Origin of the sequence: Rheinheimera pacifica (assembly GCF_900108485.1) — a bacterium.
Taxonomy (GTDB): domain Bacteria; phylum Pseudomonadota; class Gammaproteobacteria; order Enterobacterales; family Alteromonadaceae; genus Alishewanella; species Alishewanella pacifica.
Genome location: NZ_FNXF01000003.1, coordinates 272312 through 287945, shown reverse-complemented (window position 1 = coordinate 287945; position 15634 = coordinate 272312). Strand labels below are relative to the sequence as shown.

Genomic DNA, 15634 nt, shown 5'->3' with positions numbered 1-15634 from the left:
ATTCCCTTTAAGCTTTTGGTTGTACCATGAAAAAACTGCTGTTGTTGTGTTTATTCCTCGTTACCTTACCTGGCCAGGCGTCTGACAAACTTATCCAGTTAATTGAATATATTGGTGCCGATTATAAAGAGGCCGTACAGCAAGGGCTGGTGGTGAATGCCGCCGAGTTTGCTGAAATGCAGGAATTTGCCAGCCTGATCCCGGCGCAGTTGCCGCCAGGGCAAGCTGAACTGCAGCAGCAGGCGGCGTTGTTGCAACAACTGGTTGCTGCACATGCTGATGAAGCTGACATTCAGCAATTAACCGCTGCTATGCGTAAAGCGGTTATTGCTACTATGCCCGCCATTGCACTGCCACAGCAAGCGCCGGACCGCACTCGTGGCCAGGCCCTGTATCAACAAAACTGCGCGGCTTGTCACGGTGATAGCGGCCACGGCGATGGCCCGGCAGGTACCGCGCTGGACCCGGCGCCAACCGATTTTCATGATACTGAGCGTTATAACGCCCGCAGTTTATTTGGCTTGTTTAACACTATTAGCCTGGGCGTGGCCGATACCGGTATGGTGGCTTTTTCGCATCTGGATGAGCAAAGCCGCTGGGATCTGGCGTTTTATGTCGGAGCTCTTGCCAGCAAGGCTGAAATAGGTGCCAGCGAAGGCAAACCGGCTAAAGCGGTGCCGTCGGTGCTGATCAGCAAAACAGCTATTACAAATTTAATTACCGCTACCCCGCATGATGTGACACAACAGTATGCCGAGCATGGCGCTGCGCTAATGGCGGTGTTTCGCCAGCAGCCAGAGCAATTTTTTAATGCGGCCCAGGCCTCGCCATTACACATTGCTCACGACAAACTGGATTTAATACTGCCGCTGGTGCAACAGCAGCACTATAACCAGGCCTACGATCTGGCGGTATCGGCATATCTGGACGGCTTTGAGCTGGCAGAAAACAATCTGGCCGCAGTAGATAGCGCGTTAAAGGACCGCATTGAACAGCGTATGTTGCAGTTACGTCAGTTAATAAAGCAGCAAGCGGCCACTGCAGTATTACAGGCTGAGATCAGCGAAATACAGCAATTGCTGCAACAAGCACAGCAGGCTTTAGATGAAACCGAGCTGGCACCATTTAACGTATTTTTACTGGCGTTATTGATTTTACTGCGTGAAGGGCTGGAAGCCTTGCTGGTTGTGGCGGCTATATACAGCGTGGCGGTAAAAACGCAGCAGCCGCGGTTAAAACGCTCGGTTCATTATGGCTGGGTGGCTGCGCTGGCGCTGGGCGCTGTTACCTGGGTAATCGCTAGTTTTGTTATTACCATATCGGGCGCTTCGCGCGAACTTACCGAAGGTTATACCGCCTTAACCGCCGCGGCTATTTTGTTTTATATGGGTTTTTGGATGCACAGCAAAACATCCGCCGCGCAGTGGCAACAGTTTATTGGTCAACAGATAAACAAAGCACTTAAATCCGGTGCTTACTTTGGTCTGGGGCTGGTGGTGTTTTTAGCAGTTTACCGCGAAGTATTTGAAACCATATTATTTTATCAGTCATTGTGGCTACAGGGCGGGGCGGTGCACCAGTCCAGCTTTATCGCCGGTATTGTAGCGGCGTTACTGGCATTGCTGATATTGGGTGTTGCCATGTTTAAATTTGCACTGAAACTGCCTTTAAAAACCTTCTTTGGCAGTACCGCAGTGCTGATGATAGTGCTGGCTGTAGTGATGGTGGGCAAAGGCGTTGTGGCATTGCAAGAGGCCGGTACTGTGCCAATAAGCCCGCTGCAGCTGCCAACTATAAGCTGGTTAGGGGTTTATCCGACAGTGCAGGGCGTAGCCGCACAATTGTTATTGTTGCTTGCAGCCTTTGTGCTGGTGGTATACCAGCGACGTAAGCGCTAGATATAAGCGTTTAATTACAAAATTTTCACGGCGCAGTAATTAACCGGATAAAGCATTTTATTTACAGTGCTTTAACGGTTAAACTGCGCCGCTTTATTTTAGTAAAGTAATAGGAATGCCATGAAGTACCTCTCCAGCGTCCTCGCTTGTTGCGTTTTATCAGCTTGCTCTTTTTTTGATATCGACGTTGAGTTTAAACCTGAACGAGGCGAAGAACGCAGCTACCAGATATACAGTAACGCAAAAATAACGCTGGATACCGGCCGGCGCACGGAAACCTTTAAAACAACTTCGCACCAGTTAATGCGTTACAAAGTAACCGATACCGGCACTGCCAGTCGTTTTGAAGTGCATATTGATTATATGCAAATACGCGACGGTCAGGGCGGTGGTGTCAGTAGTGTCGAGCCAGCTGAGCGTAACCCTGAGATGCATGCTCTTTTCTCGCAAGGATTTGAATTTAATGCCAATTTACGAAATGGTAGCGTAACCGATTTTAGCGCACTGAATAAACCGGTATGGCAGGCGCTGCTGGCCGAACGCGGTGCAGAGTTGGAACTGGAAATGAAAAAGCTGTTTGGTTCAGCGGCTTTTATCAGCAAAATACCGGCAACCGTCGGGGCTACCGTACAGTTGCCGGCCTATCAGGGCCAGGCCGACGCTACTCTGACAGTGCTGCAGTTAACCGACACTCATTTGCTGGCCAAAGTAGAAAGTGAGCAGGAAGACGGTAAATTTTATGGCCAGATGTTGCTGGAGCGTAAGCGTGGCTGGTTAGTGCAGTTAGCACTGATAATAGAGGCACCGTTTGAACGCTATGGTTACAACGGCACGGTGCGCACCAATGTGGTGATGTTTGAACAGCAACGCCAGTTGGGGGATATAACCCGACGCTTTGAATTTGAACATGACTTTTCTGCCTTTGAGTATGAAGCACAGCCGGTGCTGGTAGTGGATGAAGCCAATACAGCATTGACGCAGCAAGAAGTATTTCCGTTTGGTGCCGGTTACTTCTATCAAAACGATCACCTGCTTAATGTAGTGTATCAGCATGACTTTTCGGGTGTCTTGCCGGAAGGTGAATTTAGCTTAACCGATATAACGGCACACAATGCCAAGGGCGAAGTCGTGCCGTTGCAACTTAGTGCGGTGCACACTTATAGCTACCCGGATCAGGATGGTTTTTATAAATCCGGCCGTCAGAACCTGCTGATTGGCTGGAATGCACCGGATAAGCTGCTGGAGCAGGTAACGGAGTTTAGCGCCAGTGCACATTATACGGCTGCCAAACTGGTGCCACTTAGCCTGGCACCGGACCCTGACCAAACAGTAACGGCGCAATATGAAGATTTACAGCTGGAATTAACGCCGCTAGCGGGCCAGCCGCTAAGTTATCAGCTTAAGATCCGTAATAGCAATAAGCACTGGCTGCACCGGCGCTATGATGGTGCTGAAGGCGCTATGGTGCAGTATTTGCAGCCGCACAGCGAAGCGCCAGACTGGCTAAGTGCGCAAGAGCAAAATATGCTGGCACTGGCATCGTCGCTGCGCTATGAACACATTGTGCAGTTTACCTTTAAGCAATTGCCGCCAAACCTGACTTTCTATGTTAATGCTGTCTCTGCCAGCTCTGGCTTTAGCAAAAAGCTGAAGTTTATTCCCATCGCACAATACGAGGCTGATCTGACCTATCCGCCGTCGCAGGAGTACCCGCTGTATAACGAGGATATGTTTGACGGCTTCTATGATGAATTTAATGCGTCTGCACCTGCAGAAGCCGATCCTGCCTTACTTGAGCCGCAAAGGGTAAACAAATATGGTTTAAGCCTGCAGCTTAGTGCAGAGCAAGCTGCGGTTTGTACGTTAAATATCAACGATGCGCCCGATGTTAATGGCCATAAGTTGCAGTGGACCCAGATTAAAACCAGTAACAATCTTAGTGGCGCTCCAGATAAACATGCGCGCTATCAGCTCAGTACAGCCGATGGAGTCCGGCATAACTTTTATGGCATCAAGGTAAGCAGCAGTTTAACCTGCGCCGGTAGGCCAGAGTGGCAAACACTGGCCTATCAGCCAGAGCAAAGCTGGCTTATTGATATCAGCCAATTGCCAGAGGTAGATACCAGCCAAAGCGTGGCAGATTTTGTGCAGCGCTACCGCTTTTTAAATGTACAAGGCCTGCCGTTGGCGCCGCTGGCCACTGACAACGCCAATGGCGATTTTTATCAGCGCCCGTTGCAGCAGGTGTTGCACAACGAACGCTGGTTTGCGGTACATGGTCGCACCGTGAGCATTAAGCATTTAATAACCAGCGGTGAGCCCGTTAATAAGCAGTGGCATACACAATTTCCGGCTTTGCCTTAAGGAGCGCACAATGAAAGCCTTATTAATATTAAGCGCGCTGTGGTTATCGTTTAACGTCGCGGCACAGCGAATTTTGTTAGATCAACAATGGCAGCCCAGCGATGAGCCGGGCGAAGTAATGTATTACATTAACCAGGCGCCGCAGCAGCAAAACGGTGTCTGGCCCTTACAGTTATTTTATCTTTCGACAGATAAGCCGTTTTTTACTGGTAGCCTGAACGGGCCGGATTTAGCCGGGCATTATCCGGTTGGCGATTTTGAGTTTTTCTACGACAACGGCCAGTTGTCACGCACAGGTAGCAGTAACGCCAATGGCAGTTATCACGGCACCCACCGGCATTATTGGGAAGATGGCACGCTAAAAGCTGAATATCAGTATCAAAACGGCCAGCTTAACGGTGAGCAAAAAACCTACCATCAAAATGGCCAACTGCACCGCCATGAGCAGCGTGTTAATGGCGAACAATCTGGCCTGGTGCAAAGTTTTCATGCTAACGGCCAACTACAATCCCGCGCAACCTATGGTGCCAATGGCATGGAGGGCTTGTATGAAACCTTTTATGACAATGGCAAGCCGGAACAACGCGTTAATACGGTGGCAGGCGAGAACCAGGGCGAGCGGCTGTATTGGGTTAAAGAAGGCTGGCTGGTTTATCAGCAACATTACCTCAATGGCAAGTTGCATGGTGAAGAGCGTTACTACCAGGCAGAAGGCGTATTAGGTTCAGTAAAAAATTACCAATATGGCATTCTGGTGGGGCTGCAGCAACAGTTCAGCGGGCCGGGGTTATTAGCGCAACAGCAAAGCTACGACGCCGACGGCCGTGAAATACAGCGTATCGACTATCACAAAAACGGTAATGTCAGTACGCAAACCGATACACAGTATCTGGCAGAGGGCTCTGTCAGCATTGAACAACGTTTTACTGCCGATGCAAAGCTAAGTTACAAATATCAGCGTAATACTGCAAAAAACTGGAGTTTACGGGAAAGCTTTAATACCGACGGTGAACTGACCGCGCGTGAAGAAATGCTCAATGATCAGTATCAGGGGCTGTACATAGCTAAGGCCTGGAATGGCGATATAAAACGGCTCAGCTATGTTAACGGTAAAATGCATGGCGATTATCGTGAAGGCTCTGAAGACAGCAACAGTTTTGTGCGCGGCCAATATCAGCATGGCGTTAAAGTAGGGCAGTGGCTAAACAAAACCCGTGATATAACGCTGACTGAGCACTTTAACCAGCAAGGGCAGCTCGCAGGCGAACAAAAAGAAGTGACAGCCGATGGCACAGTAATGCGGCTGGAGTTTTATAAAAACGACAAACTACACGGCGATTATTTACGCCGGAATTTTGATGGCCAGATACAAGCCAAAGGCCGTTATGTGAATGGCCAGCGCGAAGGTACCTGGCAGTTGCAGGATGAAAACAGTTACCGCGAACTTAAGTTATGGCATGGCAACTATAAAGCCGGGCACGAAGTGGGTAAATGGCAGGCATTTTCTGCCAGGGGCCACTTGCTGGGGCTAATGCAGTATGATGGTAAAGGCCAGTTGCAGGGTAAAAGTTACACCTTTAACGAAGACGGCAGCCTGTTCCAGAGTGACGAGTATATTGACAACCAGCGTCACGGCCAGTCGGTGCTTTACGTAAGTGGTGAGCCTTTTTCGGTGCAGGTGTTTGAACAGGGCAGGCTCATCAGAGATTAACAGTGCTAAGGCAATATTACTCCCCCAGTAGGGTATTCTGGCTTACAGATTGCTCGCGCAGTGCTGCTTCAAGCATTTTGGTGGCACTGATATCAACCAATGTAATGACCACGCCGTCTATTACATTATCCAGCCGCCGGTAAGGCATAATGCGCACCGAAAACCACCGCTCGTCGGTGGTTGAGATCTGTTTTTCACAGAATTTCAGTGTGCGTAGCGTATCAAGCGCATCGTCATGCAAAGATGGGTATTGCAGGCTGCTGGTTAAGTCGCTTAGCGGTCGGCCTAAATCACTTTCGCGCAGGTTGATGATATTCGCCGCGCGGTCGGTATAGCGGCGTACATTCAGTTGCTGATCTAAAAACAAAATGGCAATTTCAACACTGTTAAGCGTATTTTGCAGATCGCTTTGCGCCAGGGCCAGATCGTCCAGTTTGGTTTGCAGTTCAGCATTAATGGTTTGCAGCTCTTCGTTCATCGACTGCATTTCTTCTTTCGAGGTGGTCAGCTCTTCATTGGTTGATTGCAGCTCTTCGTTGGTCGATTGCAATTCTTCATTGCCCGACTGCAGCTCTTCTTTTGAGGTGCGGGTTTCTTCACGTAAGGCCTGAATTTCATCAAGATACTGTTGCTGCACTGCCGCCAGCGAAAAATCGATGCCGCTTGGTGCATCTTTAACATCGGTAGCGGCCACATCGCGAAACACGATCATCGTCATGCCCTGCAATGACGCAGGTTCCTGCAGTGCCTGCACAGTCACATCTACCAACATGGCGCTGTCGCCGGCAGACAGTGGCAAGCGGTGTAGTTGCAACGGCGTACCTTTGGTTTCTGCTGGCTGTAGTGCCACCTGATGCAGTGCTAAAGCCAGTGGTGAGCGCAACCCTTCACGTACCATGGCATGAAAATTCCAGTTAGCTTTACCGGCAGCTGGCTCCAGGTATTTACCTGTGCGCCCGCTGATATAGACAATGTCACCGCTATTGTTCAACACCACCGCAGCAGGGGCGTAAACTTGCAGCAGTACCTGATCTGCTGCACTTTGTAAATTGTCAGCCTGGGATGAAAGCGTTTTGTTAATGGCCACCGGATGCTCCTTGGCAAGGTTTGATAAAGGTGGAAACGAATGCACCGGCAGGTTGCGGCTGCTATTTAGTGGAGGCGCCAGGCGCTGATAAAAGCGTAATTTTGCCTGCAGTGGTACAAATAAATCATGGTAACGGCCAATGGTTTCTGAGCTACCCAGCAGCAAAATGCCATTACGGCGCAGGCTGTAATGTAATAGCGGCATTAACTTGCGCTGCAGCTTGGTATCAAAATAGATCAACAGGTTGCGGCAAATAATAATATCCTGCCGGGTGAATGGCGGGTCGAGTATTACATCATGCTGGGCAAACAATACCATGTCGCGGATATGCTGTTTAATTTGGTAGTAACTGTCATGGCGGATAAAAAATTGTTGCAGCCGCGTGGCACAAACATGGTCGCTAATGGCCAGCGGATATTGGCCGCGGCGGGCTTTGGTAATGGCATCCGGGCTAAGATCCGAGGCAAAAATTTTCAGACTGCAATGCTGTAATTCTGGTTGGCGCTGAAGTAACTGGCAAAACACTATTGCCAGCGAGTAAGCCTCTTCGCCGGTAGAGCAACCAACGCACCAGGCACGTAGCGCTGTGTCGCTACTTTGTTGCAACAACGCAGGCAGGGCGCTGTCGGCCAGATAATCCCATACCGCAGCATCACGGAAAAATTGCGTTACGCCAATCAGCAGCTCTTTAAACAGTAAATCGTTTTCCTGCGGGTTGTCGGGGAGAAAACCGGCATAGTGCTGCATGCTATCAAGATTATGAATCGCCATGCGCCGCTCTATACGCCGCTGCAAGGTGCTGGTTTTATACAGCGAAAAATCGTGCCGGGTGTGGCTTTGCAACCGGGTAATGATCTGCTGCAGCGCACTGTCAGGTGCCGGCTGCTGTGCCGCGTTTTCTATTGGGGCAGCCATCTGCGCCGCTAACGGCTGCACTGTATTAAACGGCATTTGTGCCATAGCAGATAAGATCCGTGCCGGCAGTTCAGTTGCCTCTGCAATAATATCAACACCGCCGCCGGCAATAGCGCCTTGCGGCATCGAATCAAATTGCGCCGACCCGGGTTGTTGCACGGCAACCAGGCCGCCGGCAGCTTTAATGGCCTGAGCCCCCAGGGTGCCGTCGCTGCCCATACCGGATAAAATAACGCCTATAGCCGCTTTACCCAGCTGATCTGCAAGCGATTGAAACAAGATATTTACCGGCAGGCGTCTGCCGCGCGGCTCTTTCGGTTTAACCAGATTTAATGCGCCTTTGCGCAACCTCAGCTCGGTATTGGGTGGGATCACATAAACCTGATTAGCGTATACCGGCATACCTTGTGTTGCCTGTTGCACTTTCATACCGGTTGCGCGCTGCAATAGCTCCGCCAACATGGCTTTTTGCGTTGGGTCCAGATGCTGCACTACTATCCACGCCAGGCCGTTATTTGCTGGTGTGTGCGATAAAAATTGCTCCAGTGCCTGCAAGCCACCGGCGGAAGCGCCTATGCCGACGATGGTTTGGGGTGCAGTACCGGCTACTGTTTTAGGTATGCTGACAGTACTCACGTTAGCACAATCAATATAGCTTTAAGATCCGGGCTCAGGTTTATTGCCAGGCGCACACTGCGGGTTTCTGCCGTGTGGGTTGCAATAGTGGCAATTAGCGTAGCACTTTGCTGGTTACGTTGTACCCTAGCCAGAGTGGCGCTAAGCATTGGCCGGCATGTTGCACTAAACAACGACAATAATGCGCGGCCAGAAAGCTGCTGCGCCCTGTCTTCAGCCTCGTTAGCAAATAACCGTATAGCAGCGGCATTGCAGCCGGTGATCAGGCCATCAAGACTAAGCAGTAAACAGCCCTGCGGAGCCAGCTGAAAAAACTGCCGGTAGCAGGCCAGTTCATGGTTGCACTCGTGCTCATTCTGTTGCAATTGCTCTAACTGCAGATCCAGCTCTATCTGATGAATTTGTAATTCATGCAGTAATTTCAGGCCGTCAGCTGCAGTATTGGCCACACTGCTAAGCCGGTAAAGCACGCCCAGCGCATCGGCACTTGCGTTAAAGGCGCTGCTTAACTGTGCCGTACCGGTACGTAGCTGCTGTTCAGCTTGCTGGCGTAACGCTTCTGTTACTTGCGGCGGAACCAGGGGATCAGACATGCAAACCTGCGTTAACGTTACAGAGTGCTGCAGTATAGGCGTAATAGCATGCTGGAGACACTGAATACCTGCAATAGCAGGCTGAAAACTGCAGTGGCGGAATATGCCTGGATGGTACTAAGGCTTATAACCGCATCGCAACTGCATAATCTGGCGGCTATAGTTAAACTATGGCAGCAAGAGTTAAGCTATGCCAGCAAGCCAGTGTCACCGATATGAATGAAGGAATGCCTTATGCAGCAGGACTTTGACGGCCAGCACCATAGCGACCAGGACGACAATGTACTGGTGTTTGCTGCCGACACCGAGGCTGCCGATGAGCCTATGGCCAGCTGGACAGTGCTAATTGTGGATGATGATGCCGAAATCCATCAGATCACCAAATTAGCGCTGCGCGATTTTAATTTTCAGCAGCACAAGCTTAATTTTATCAGCGCCTACAGTGCTGCCGAGGCCAGAGAGCTGCAGACAAAAAACCATGATATTGCGCTGATTTTACTCGACGTGGTGATGGAAACCGACGATGCCGGCTTAACCCTGGTACGCTATATTCGCGACACGCTACATAACAGCCTGGTGCGGATTATTCTGCGCACCGGCCAGCCCGGACAAGCGCCCGAGCAGCGCGTGGTGCAGGACTACGATATCAACGATTATCGCGCCAAAACCGAGCTGACAGTACAGCGGCTTAACACCTCGGTCGTGTCGGCACTGCGCTCTTATGTGGCGATTGAACAATTAGCGCAGTTAAACGCCAACCTGGAGCAGCAGGTGCAGGCCAGAACGGCAGAGCTGCAACAAAGTAATCAGCAGTTGCAGCAAACCCTGGCTGAACTGGAAGCCGGTGAGCGTGCCGGCAAGCAGGTGCAATTTAAAATGTTGCCGCCAGCGGATTTCAATGTGGCACAGTTTCAGTTTACCCATGCCTTGTATCCGTCGGAATTTATGAGTGGCGACTTTGTTGACTACTTTGCTGCCGACGAGCAGAAGGTGGTGTTTTATATTGCTGATGTATCGGGCCATGGTGTGGCATCGGCCTTTGTTACCGTGTACTTAAAACGCTTTATCAGTGCCAGCCTCGAACGTTACCGCCGCGGCAGTTCGGCTATGCTGACCGATCCTGCGGCGTTACTGGCGGCACTGAACACTGAATTACTGCTGGAGAAAATCGGCAAATATATCGCGCTGTTTTATGCGGTGCTGGATATTCAGAGTGGCGAAATAACCTACGCTAATGCCGGTGCTTTTCCCTGGCCCTTGTTGTTGCAGGGGCAGGATAGCGGCTATCTGCCGTTAAAAAGTACCCCGGTGGGGATGTTTGATTTTGCCCTCTACGCCAATCAATGCTTGCAACTGCAGCAGGGCAACCGTTTGCTGCTGTTTTCTGACGGCATTTTAGACTTGCTGCCACAGCAGACAACAGAGCAAAAGTTGCAATATTTACAGCAAACCAGCCTGCAACAGCACGATATTGCCGCCTTATTGCAGGCGTTGGCAATCGACCCTGCTCAGCCATTACCGGATGATTTAACTATACTGACGTTATCATGGCATTAGCTGAGGCGACTATGACAGAGCACGAACAGATTTTGTTTGCCTGTATTGATAACTGCTGTTATTTCAAACTCAGCGGTGAGCTGCGCTACACCAATGCGACCGGTATGGACGACCTGGTCGAGCGGCTGTTTCGGCAGCAAATGGGCTGCAACCGGGTGGTGGTGGATTTAAACGAAGCCAGCTTTATGGACAGCACCTATGTTGGTTTGTTAGCCAGTCTGGCACGTTATTGTCAGCAGCAGCAATTACCGCGGCCCACCTTGTTTTCTACCCATAGCGAGGTCAATGAACTGCTGTTTAGTCTGTGCCTGGATCAGGCGTTTGATATAGTGCAACAACCCACTCATCACAACGTGAACATGGCAGGCGTAAGCGCACAGCACTACAGTGAGCAGCAGCAGGGCCTGATGATCCTGCGTGCGCATGAGGCACTGATTGAGCTGAACGACAGCAATAAATCGCAGTTTCAGCCGGTGGTCGATTTATTAAAACAGCAACTGAAGTAACGGCGGCACACGCCAATTACCTGTTTTATCGCAAACGGGCGGCGCAGATGTTTGGCCGGTGGTACAGTGTGTAAGCGGTCTTATGACAACGGAGCTAAGATGAAAAAACAGTTTTGTATTTGGCTATCGCTACTGGCAGTGCTGGCACTGGCAGCCTGCACTAACAATGCAAGCATAACACCACGAACTCTCAGCGCAGCACAGGACAGTGCAGCACAGTTGCTGCGATTAGACTATGTCAGCAGTACCGACAACAGCGCCCGGCAGTATTTTGTTTATCTACCGGCTGGTTATCAGCAAAACAGTAGCAAAAAATGGCCGGTAATGCTGTTTTTACACGGCAATGGCGAGCGTGGTAATGGCCTGGACGAGCTGGATTACACTTTGATCCATGGCCCTTTGTATGAAGCCTGGGTGCAGAAGCGTGATCTGCCGTTTATTATCGTCGTGCCGCAATTGCAGATGTTTGATATGGGTAAGCTGCCTTATATCGCTAATCGCTCGCCTGCGGATATTCCCAAACGCTTAACGGATGGCGTACCGCCACGGCCGCAGATGTTTGCCTCAGCCAAACCTATTACGCCTGCGGCCGCCGTTAATGATATGAGCACAGTACCACCGCTGTTGCCCGATGGCTGGGAGCGGGCAGAGCAGGATGTGCTGGCAATGCTGCAAAATGTACAGGCGAACTACAATACCGATGCCAGCCGGTTGTATTTAACCGGCATTAGTTATGGTGGCTTTGGCAGCTGGTTTATGGCCAGTAAGCACCCGCAGTTATTCGCCGCTGTAGCACCAGTGGTCGGCTGGGGCCATCCGGATTTAATGGCGCCGATTGCCAAGGCGAAAACCCCGCTATGGGTGTTTGCCGCCGGGCGTGATTCCGCTATCAACAAAGATTACTTTTATCCGGGCATTGAAACCCTGCGCCAGCTGGGGCACAGCAATGTACGTTTTAGTATGTTAGAGCAAGCCGAACATGACGCCTGGCGCCAGGTTTATGCCGGCGACGATCTGTATAGCTGGCTGCTGGCGCAACAAAAGCCGGTGGCCGATGTGGCTGTTACGGTGTTTGATCAGGTGCATGTATTACCGATGGACTCAAATCAGGTGCTGCGCAATCAGCGCGTACTGGTGCAGGGCGATCGTATAGTGGCTGTTGGCTCAGCCGCTAAACTGGCAGTACCACAAGGCGCTACGGTAATTGATGGCGCAGGGCGTTATCTGATGCCCGGCCTGGCAGAAATGCACGGCCATGTGCCACCGCTTGCCGATTTTAGCGGCACACCGGCGCGTTATTTAGATGATGTCTTAACGCTGTATCTGGCCGGTGGCGTTACCACAGTGCGCGGTATGCTGGGGCACGATAAGCAATTGCTGTTAAAAGACGATATCGCCAGTGGTAAGCGCCTCGGGCCAACGCTGTATCTGGCCGGGCCCAGCTTTAATCAGCACACGGTAACTTCAACAGAACAAGCGCGTGAGCGGGTGCGCCAGCATAAGCAACAGGGTTGGGACTTACTGAAAATTCATCCGGGTTTAAGCCTGGAGCACTATCAGGCTATAGCCGATGAGGCAAAACAACAAGGCATCGACTTTGCTGGCCATGTGCCGGAAGACGTAGGCATTGAGCAGGCTATTTTGCTCGGCAGCCGTACCATCGATCATCTGGATGGTTATATGGCAGCGCTGGGCGGTTTTGACAAAGAGCTGACGGCTGCCGATATGGCACCACTGATAGCGCTGACTAAAAGCAATAATATAGCCGTAGTGCCTACCCAGGCGCTGTGGGAAACCATTATCGGCGCTTCAGATGCCACTCAGTTGCAACGCTATGACGAATTGAAATATATGCCGGCGCGGGTAATCGCCGGTTGGCAGCGTTATGTGCAACAACCCGGTGGTGCTTACTACAGTGGTGACACTGCTGCGTTGCATGCGCAAAACCGCCAGCGCTTGCTGCGGGCGCTAAATGACGCTGATGTCACTATCTTAATGGGCACTGATGCGCCGCAGCTATATAGTGTACCGGGGCTGTCGCTGCGCCGCGAATTACCTAAGATGGCTGCCGCCGGTATGAGTAATTATGATATTTTACGCAGCGGCACCGTGCTGGTAGGTGAGTATTTTGCCGATAAAGACCATTTTGGCCAGGTTAAAGCCGGCCAGCGCGCCGATTTACTGTTGGTAGAAGGTAATCCTTTGGATAACTTATCTGTGCTATATCAGCCCGCCGGCGTAATGGTGCGCGGCCAGTGGCTAAGCCGTGCAACGCTTGATAGCAAACTGGCAGAAATAGCCGCAGCGCGGCTGGCCGAAAATCAACAATAAAGCAGCGGATTTATCATGACTTCAAACGACAGCTACTCTGAGTTTGCTGCCACAGTGCTGCGTCCGGCGCAGCCCGCTGGTGCTTCGTTCACAGCTTTTGTAGTGTTGCCCAAAGAGGCCAGTGAAAAGCTGCCCCGCCGTGGCAGAATAACGGTAACTGGGCATATTAACGGCGTGGCATTTCAGGCCACACTGGAACCGGATGGCCAACTAAGCCATTGGTTAGCTTTAAGTGATAAGTTACTGAGCGCAGCAGGCACCAGTATTGGCAGTGTTGCCAGCTTTAATATTAAGGCGTTGCAACAAGAGCCTGAACCTGAAGTGCCAACCGATTTACAGCAGGCGCTGGCAGCCTCAGCTGAAGCCAGTGCCGTCTGGCATGACACCACCAGCCTGGCCCGGCTGGATTGGATCCATTGGATCACATCAGCCAAACAGGCAAAAACCCGGGCCAAGCGGGTCAGTGATGCTTGTAACATGCTGGCAGAGGGCAAGCGGCGGGTGTGCTGTTTCGACCCGTCCGGTTTTTACAGCAAAGCCTTCAGTGCACCCAAAGCCGCCGCGGATTAACCTTTAGTGGCAGCTAAGTGAAATAGCGGCGACGAAATGCCGCCAATCCTTTAGCATTAAAGCGAATGGCGCGGGAGTCCGGCTCTTGGCTGGCCCAATTGTTATTTAACATATCAGCTAACACCCAGTGGCCGAGTGCACCGGCCAGGTGGCTGCGCCGCTCACTCCAGTCTAGGCAGGCTTTACATAAAGGCCGGTTGGCGGCGTTAAGGCGGCTAAAATCGGCTCCGGCTTGTTGGAAAAATGCCACGCCTTTATCGGTAATTGCCGGGGTGTGCAATTGTTCGGTTATCAACTGCTGCGCCAGCAGGCTGTCATATAACATAACGGCTGTTTCACCGGCCAGATGGTCATAACAAACCCGGGCTTGGCGCAGCGCACTATCAGCCGGGCCGGTGGTAACAACATTAGTACTGGCAGCGCTGATACTCAGCAACTGCTCCAGCAATGCTGCTACCGCATGGTCTTTTAACTGAAAATACTTATGCCGGCCTTGTTTACGCACACAGACTAAATCGCCGCTCAGCAGTTTTGCCAAATGGCTACTGGCAGTGGGCGGCATAATATCCGCTTCCAGCGCCAACTCGGTTGCGGTTAAGGCTTTGCCGCCCAGCAGGGCAGTGAGCATTTTAGCGCGGGCATTGTCACCAATCAGGTTCGCGACAATGGCAATATTCGGTTGCATATCAGTTTTACCGCTTAGTTCGATGCGCATCGAAGCATATCAATATTGTTCCGTTACACTGCCTTGCAGCAAACAGGAGGAAATATTGATGAGCATAACATGTTTTATTGAATACCGGCTTGACCCGTTTAAACTGGATTTATTTGCCCGGTACGCGCAAAACTGGGGAGAAATTATACCGGCCTGTGGTGGCGAGCTGTTGGGCTATTTTTTACCGCACGAGGGTTGTAACGACAGAGCATTTGGCTTAATCAGTTTTAACAGCCTGGCAGACTATGAAAGCTATCGGGCGAGGTTAAAACAAGACAGCGCCGCTCAGCAAAACTTTGCTTTTGCGCAACAGCAGCAGTTTATTTTGCAGGAGCAACGCACATTTTTAACCGTGGTGCCGGCAACCTTTAACCAAGCTGTGCAGGTGCCGGGATGATAGCGGTGATATTTGAAGTAACCCCAACCAGCGCGGGTAAAAACAGCTATTTTGCTCTGGCATCTGAGCTGGCCCCACTACTTAACAGCATTGAAGGCTTTATCTCGGTAGAGCGCTTTGAAAGCATGGCTAACCCCGGCAGTTATTTGTCATTATCGTTCTGGCGGGACGAAGCAGCCGTGCTAGCCTGGCGGCAACAATTGCAGCATCAGGCAGCGCAGCAGCAGGGCCGCAGCGGTTTGTTTGCCCACTACCGGCTACGCGTCGCAACTGTGATGCGTGACTATGGCTTAAACGATCGACAACAGGCTCCGCAGCCTGTCTTGTTATAACGGCGGGTTAACCGTATCGGCA

13 protein-coding genes are annotated in these 15634 nt (G+C 51.2%); 10 read left to right on the top strand and 3 right to left on the bottom strand.

All coding sequences use genetic code 11. From position 1 onward, the window contains the following. Window positions 1-26 precede the first annotated feature (26 nt). From BLW68_RS05835 to BLW68_RS05825, 3 genes are all read left to right on the top strand, one after another. Window positions 27-1898 carry a cytochrome c/FTR1 family iron permease gene (locus tag BLW68_RS05835; RefSeq protein ID WP_092791213.1) on the top strand — a complete coding sequence of 624 codons (1872 nt, stop codon included), beginning with the start codon at window positions 27-29 and terminating at the stop codon, window positions 1896-1898. Window positions 1899-2018: 120 nt separating this feature from the next. After that, window positions 2019-4262 (top strand): hypothetical protein, encoded by a 2244-nt coding sequence (locus BLW68_RS05830; RefSeq protein ID WP_092791211.1) that lies wholly within the window; start codon window positions 2019-2021, stop codon window positions 4260-4262. A gap of 10 nt (window positions 4263-4272) precedes the next feature. Continuing rightward, entirely contained in the window at window positions 4273-5973 is a 1701-nt protein-coding gene (locus BLW68_RS05825) for a toxin-antitoxin system YwqK family antitoxin (RefSeq protein WP_092791209.1), read from the top strand. A 16-nt stretch (window positions 5974-5989) separates the two neighbouring features. Here the strand turns inward: BLW68_RS05825 and BLW68_RS05820 are convergent, their stop codons facing one another. Next, a complete protein-coding gene (locus tag BLW68_RS05820; RefSeq protein ID WP_092791207.1) occupies window positions 5990-8611 on the bottom strand; it encodes a chemotaxis protein CheB in 2622 nt (873 codons plus the stop codon). Beyond that, window positions 8608-9204 (bottom strand): PAS domain-containing protein, encoded by a 597-nt coding sequence (locus BLW68_RS05815; RefSeq protein ID WP_092791205.1) that lies wholly within the window; start codon window positions 9202-9204, stop codon window positions 8608-8610. Before BLW68_RS05815 ends, BLW68_RS05820 begins: the two co-directional genes overlap by 4 nt. 48 nt (window positions 9205-9252) lie before the next feature. Here BLW68_RS05815 and BLW68_RS21075 point away from each other — a divergent pair, with 48 nt between their 5' ends. From BLW68_RS21075 to BLW68_RS05795, 5 genes are all read left to right on the top strand, one after another. Beyond that, window positions 9253-9423 (top strand): hypothetical protein, encoded by a 171-nt coding sequence (locus tag BLW68_RS21075; protein WP_177172164.1) that lies wholly within the window; start codon window positions 9253-9255, stop codon window positions 9421-9423. Between the two features lie 15 nt (window positions 9424-9438). Further along, window positions 9439-10761 (top strand): PP2C family protein-serine/threonine phosphatase, encoded by a 1323-nt coding sequence (locus BLW68_RS05810; protein ID WP_092791204.1) that lies wholly within the window; start codon window positions 9439-9441, stop codon window positions 10759-10761. Window positions 10762-10772: 11 nt separating this feature from the next. Next, entirely contained in the window at window positions 10773-11267 is a 495-nt protein-coding gene (locus BLW68_RS05805) for an STAS domain-containing protein (RefSeq protein WP_092791485.1), read from the top strand. Window positions 11268-11366: 99 nt separating this feature from the next. Then, entirely contained in the window at window positions 11367-13598 is a 2232-nt protein-coding gene (locus tag BLW68_RS05800; RefSeq protein ID WP_177172163.1) for an amidohydrolase family protein, read from the top strand. 15 nt (window positions 13599-13613) lie between these two features. Beyond that, entirely contained in the window at window positions 13614-14168 is a 555-nt protein-coding gene (locus BLW68_RS05795) for a YdeI/OmpD-associated family protein (protein ID WP_092791202.1), read from the top strand. Between the two features lie 13 nt (window positions 14169-14181). On the opposite strand, the gene BLW68_RS05790 is transcribed toward BLW68_RS05795, so the two are convergent. Beyond that, window positions 14182-14883, bottom strand: coding sequence for an ArsR/SmtB family transcription factor (locus tag BLW68_RS05790; protein ID WP_092791200.1), 702 nt, complete (start codon window positions 14881-14883; stop codon window positions 14182-14184). 58 nt (window positions 14884-14941) lie between these two features. Here BLW68_RS05790 and BLW68_RS05785 point away from each other — a divergent pair, with 58 nt between their 5' ends. Both BLW68_RS05785 and BLW68_RS05780 read left to right on the top strand, forming a co-directional pair. Then, a complete protein-coding gene (locus BLW68_RS05785; protein ID WP_092791198.1) occupies window positions 14942-15280 on the top strand; it encodes an NIPSNAP family protein in 339 nt (112 codons plus the stop codon). After that, window positions 15277-15612: an antibiotic biosynthesis monooxygenase family protein gene (locus tag BLW68_RS05780; protein ID WP_092791196.1), complete on the top strand. Its 336-nt coding sequence runs from the start codon at window positions 15277-15279 to the stop codon at window positions 15610-15612. Before BLW68_RS05785 ends, BLW68_RS05780 begins: the two co-directional genes overlap by 4 nt. Window positions 15613-15634: the final 22 nt, after the last annotated feature.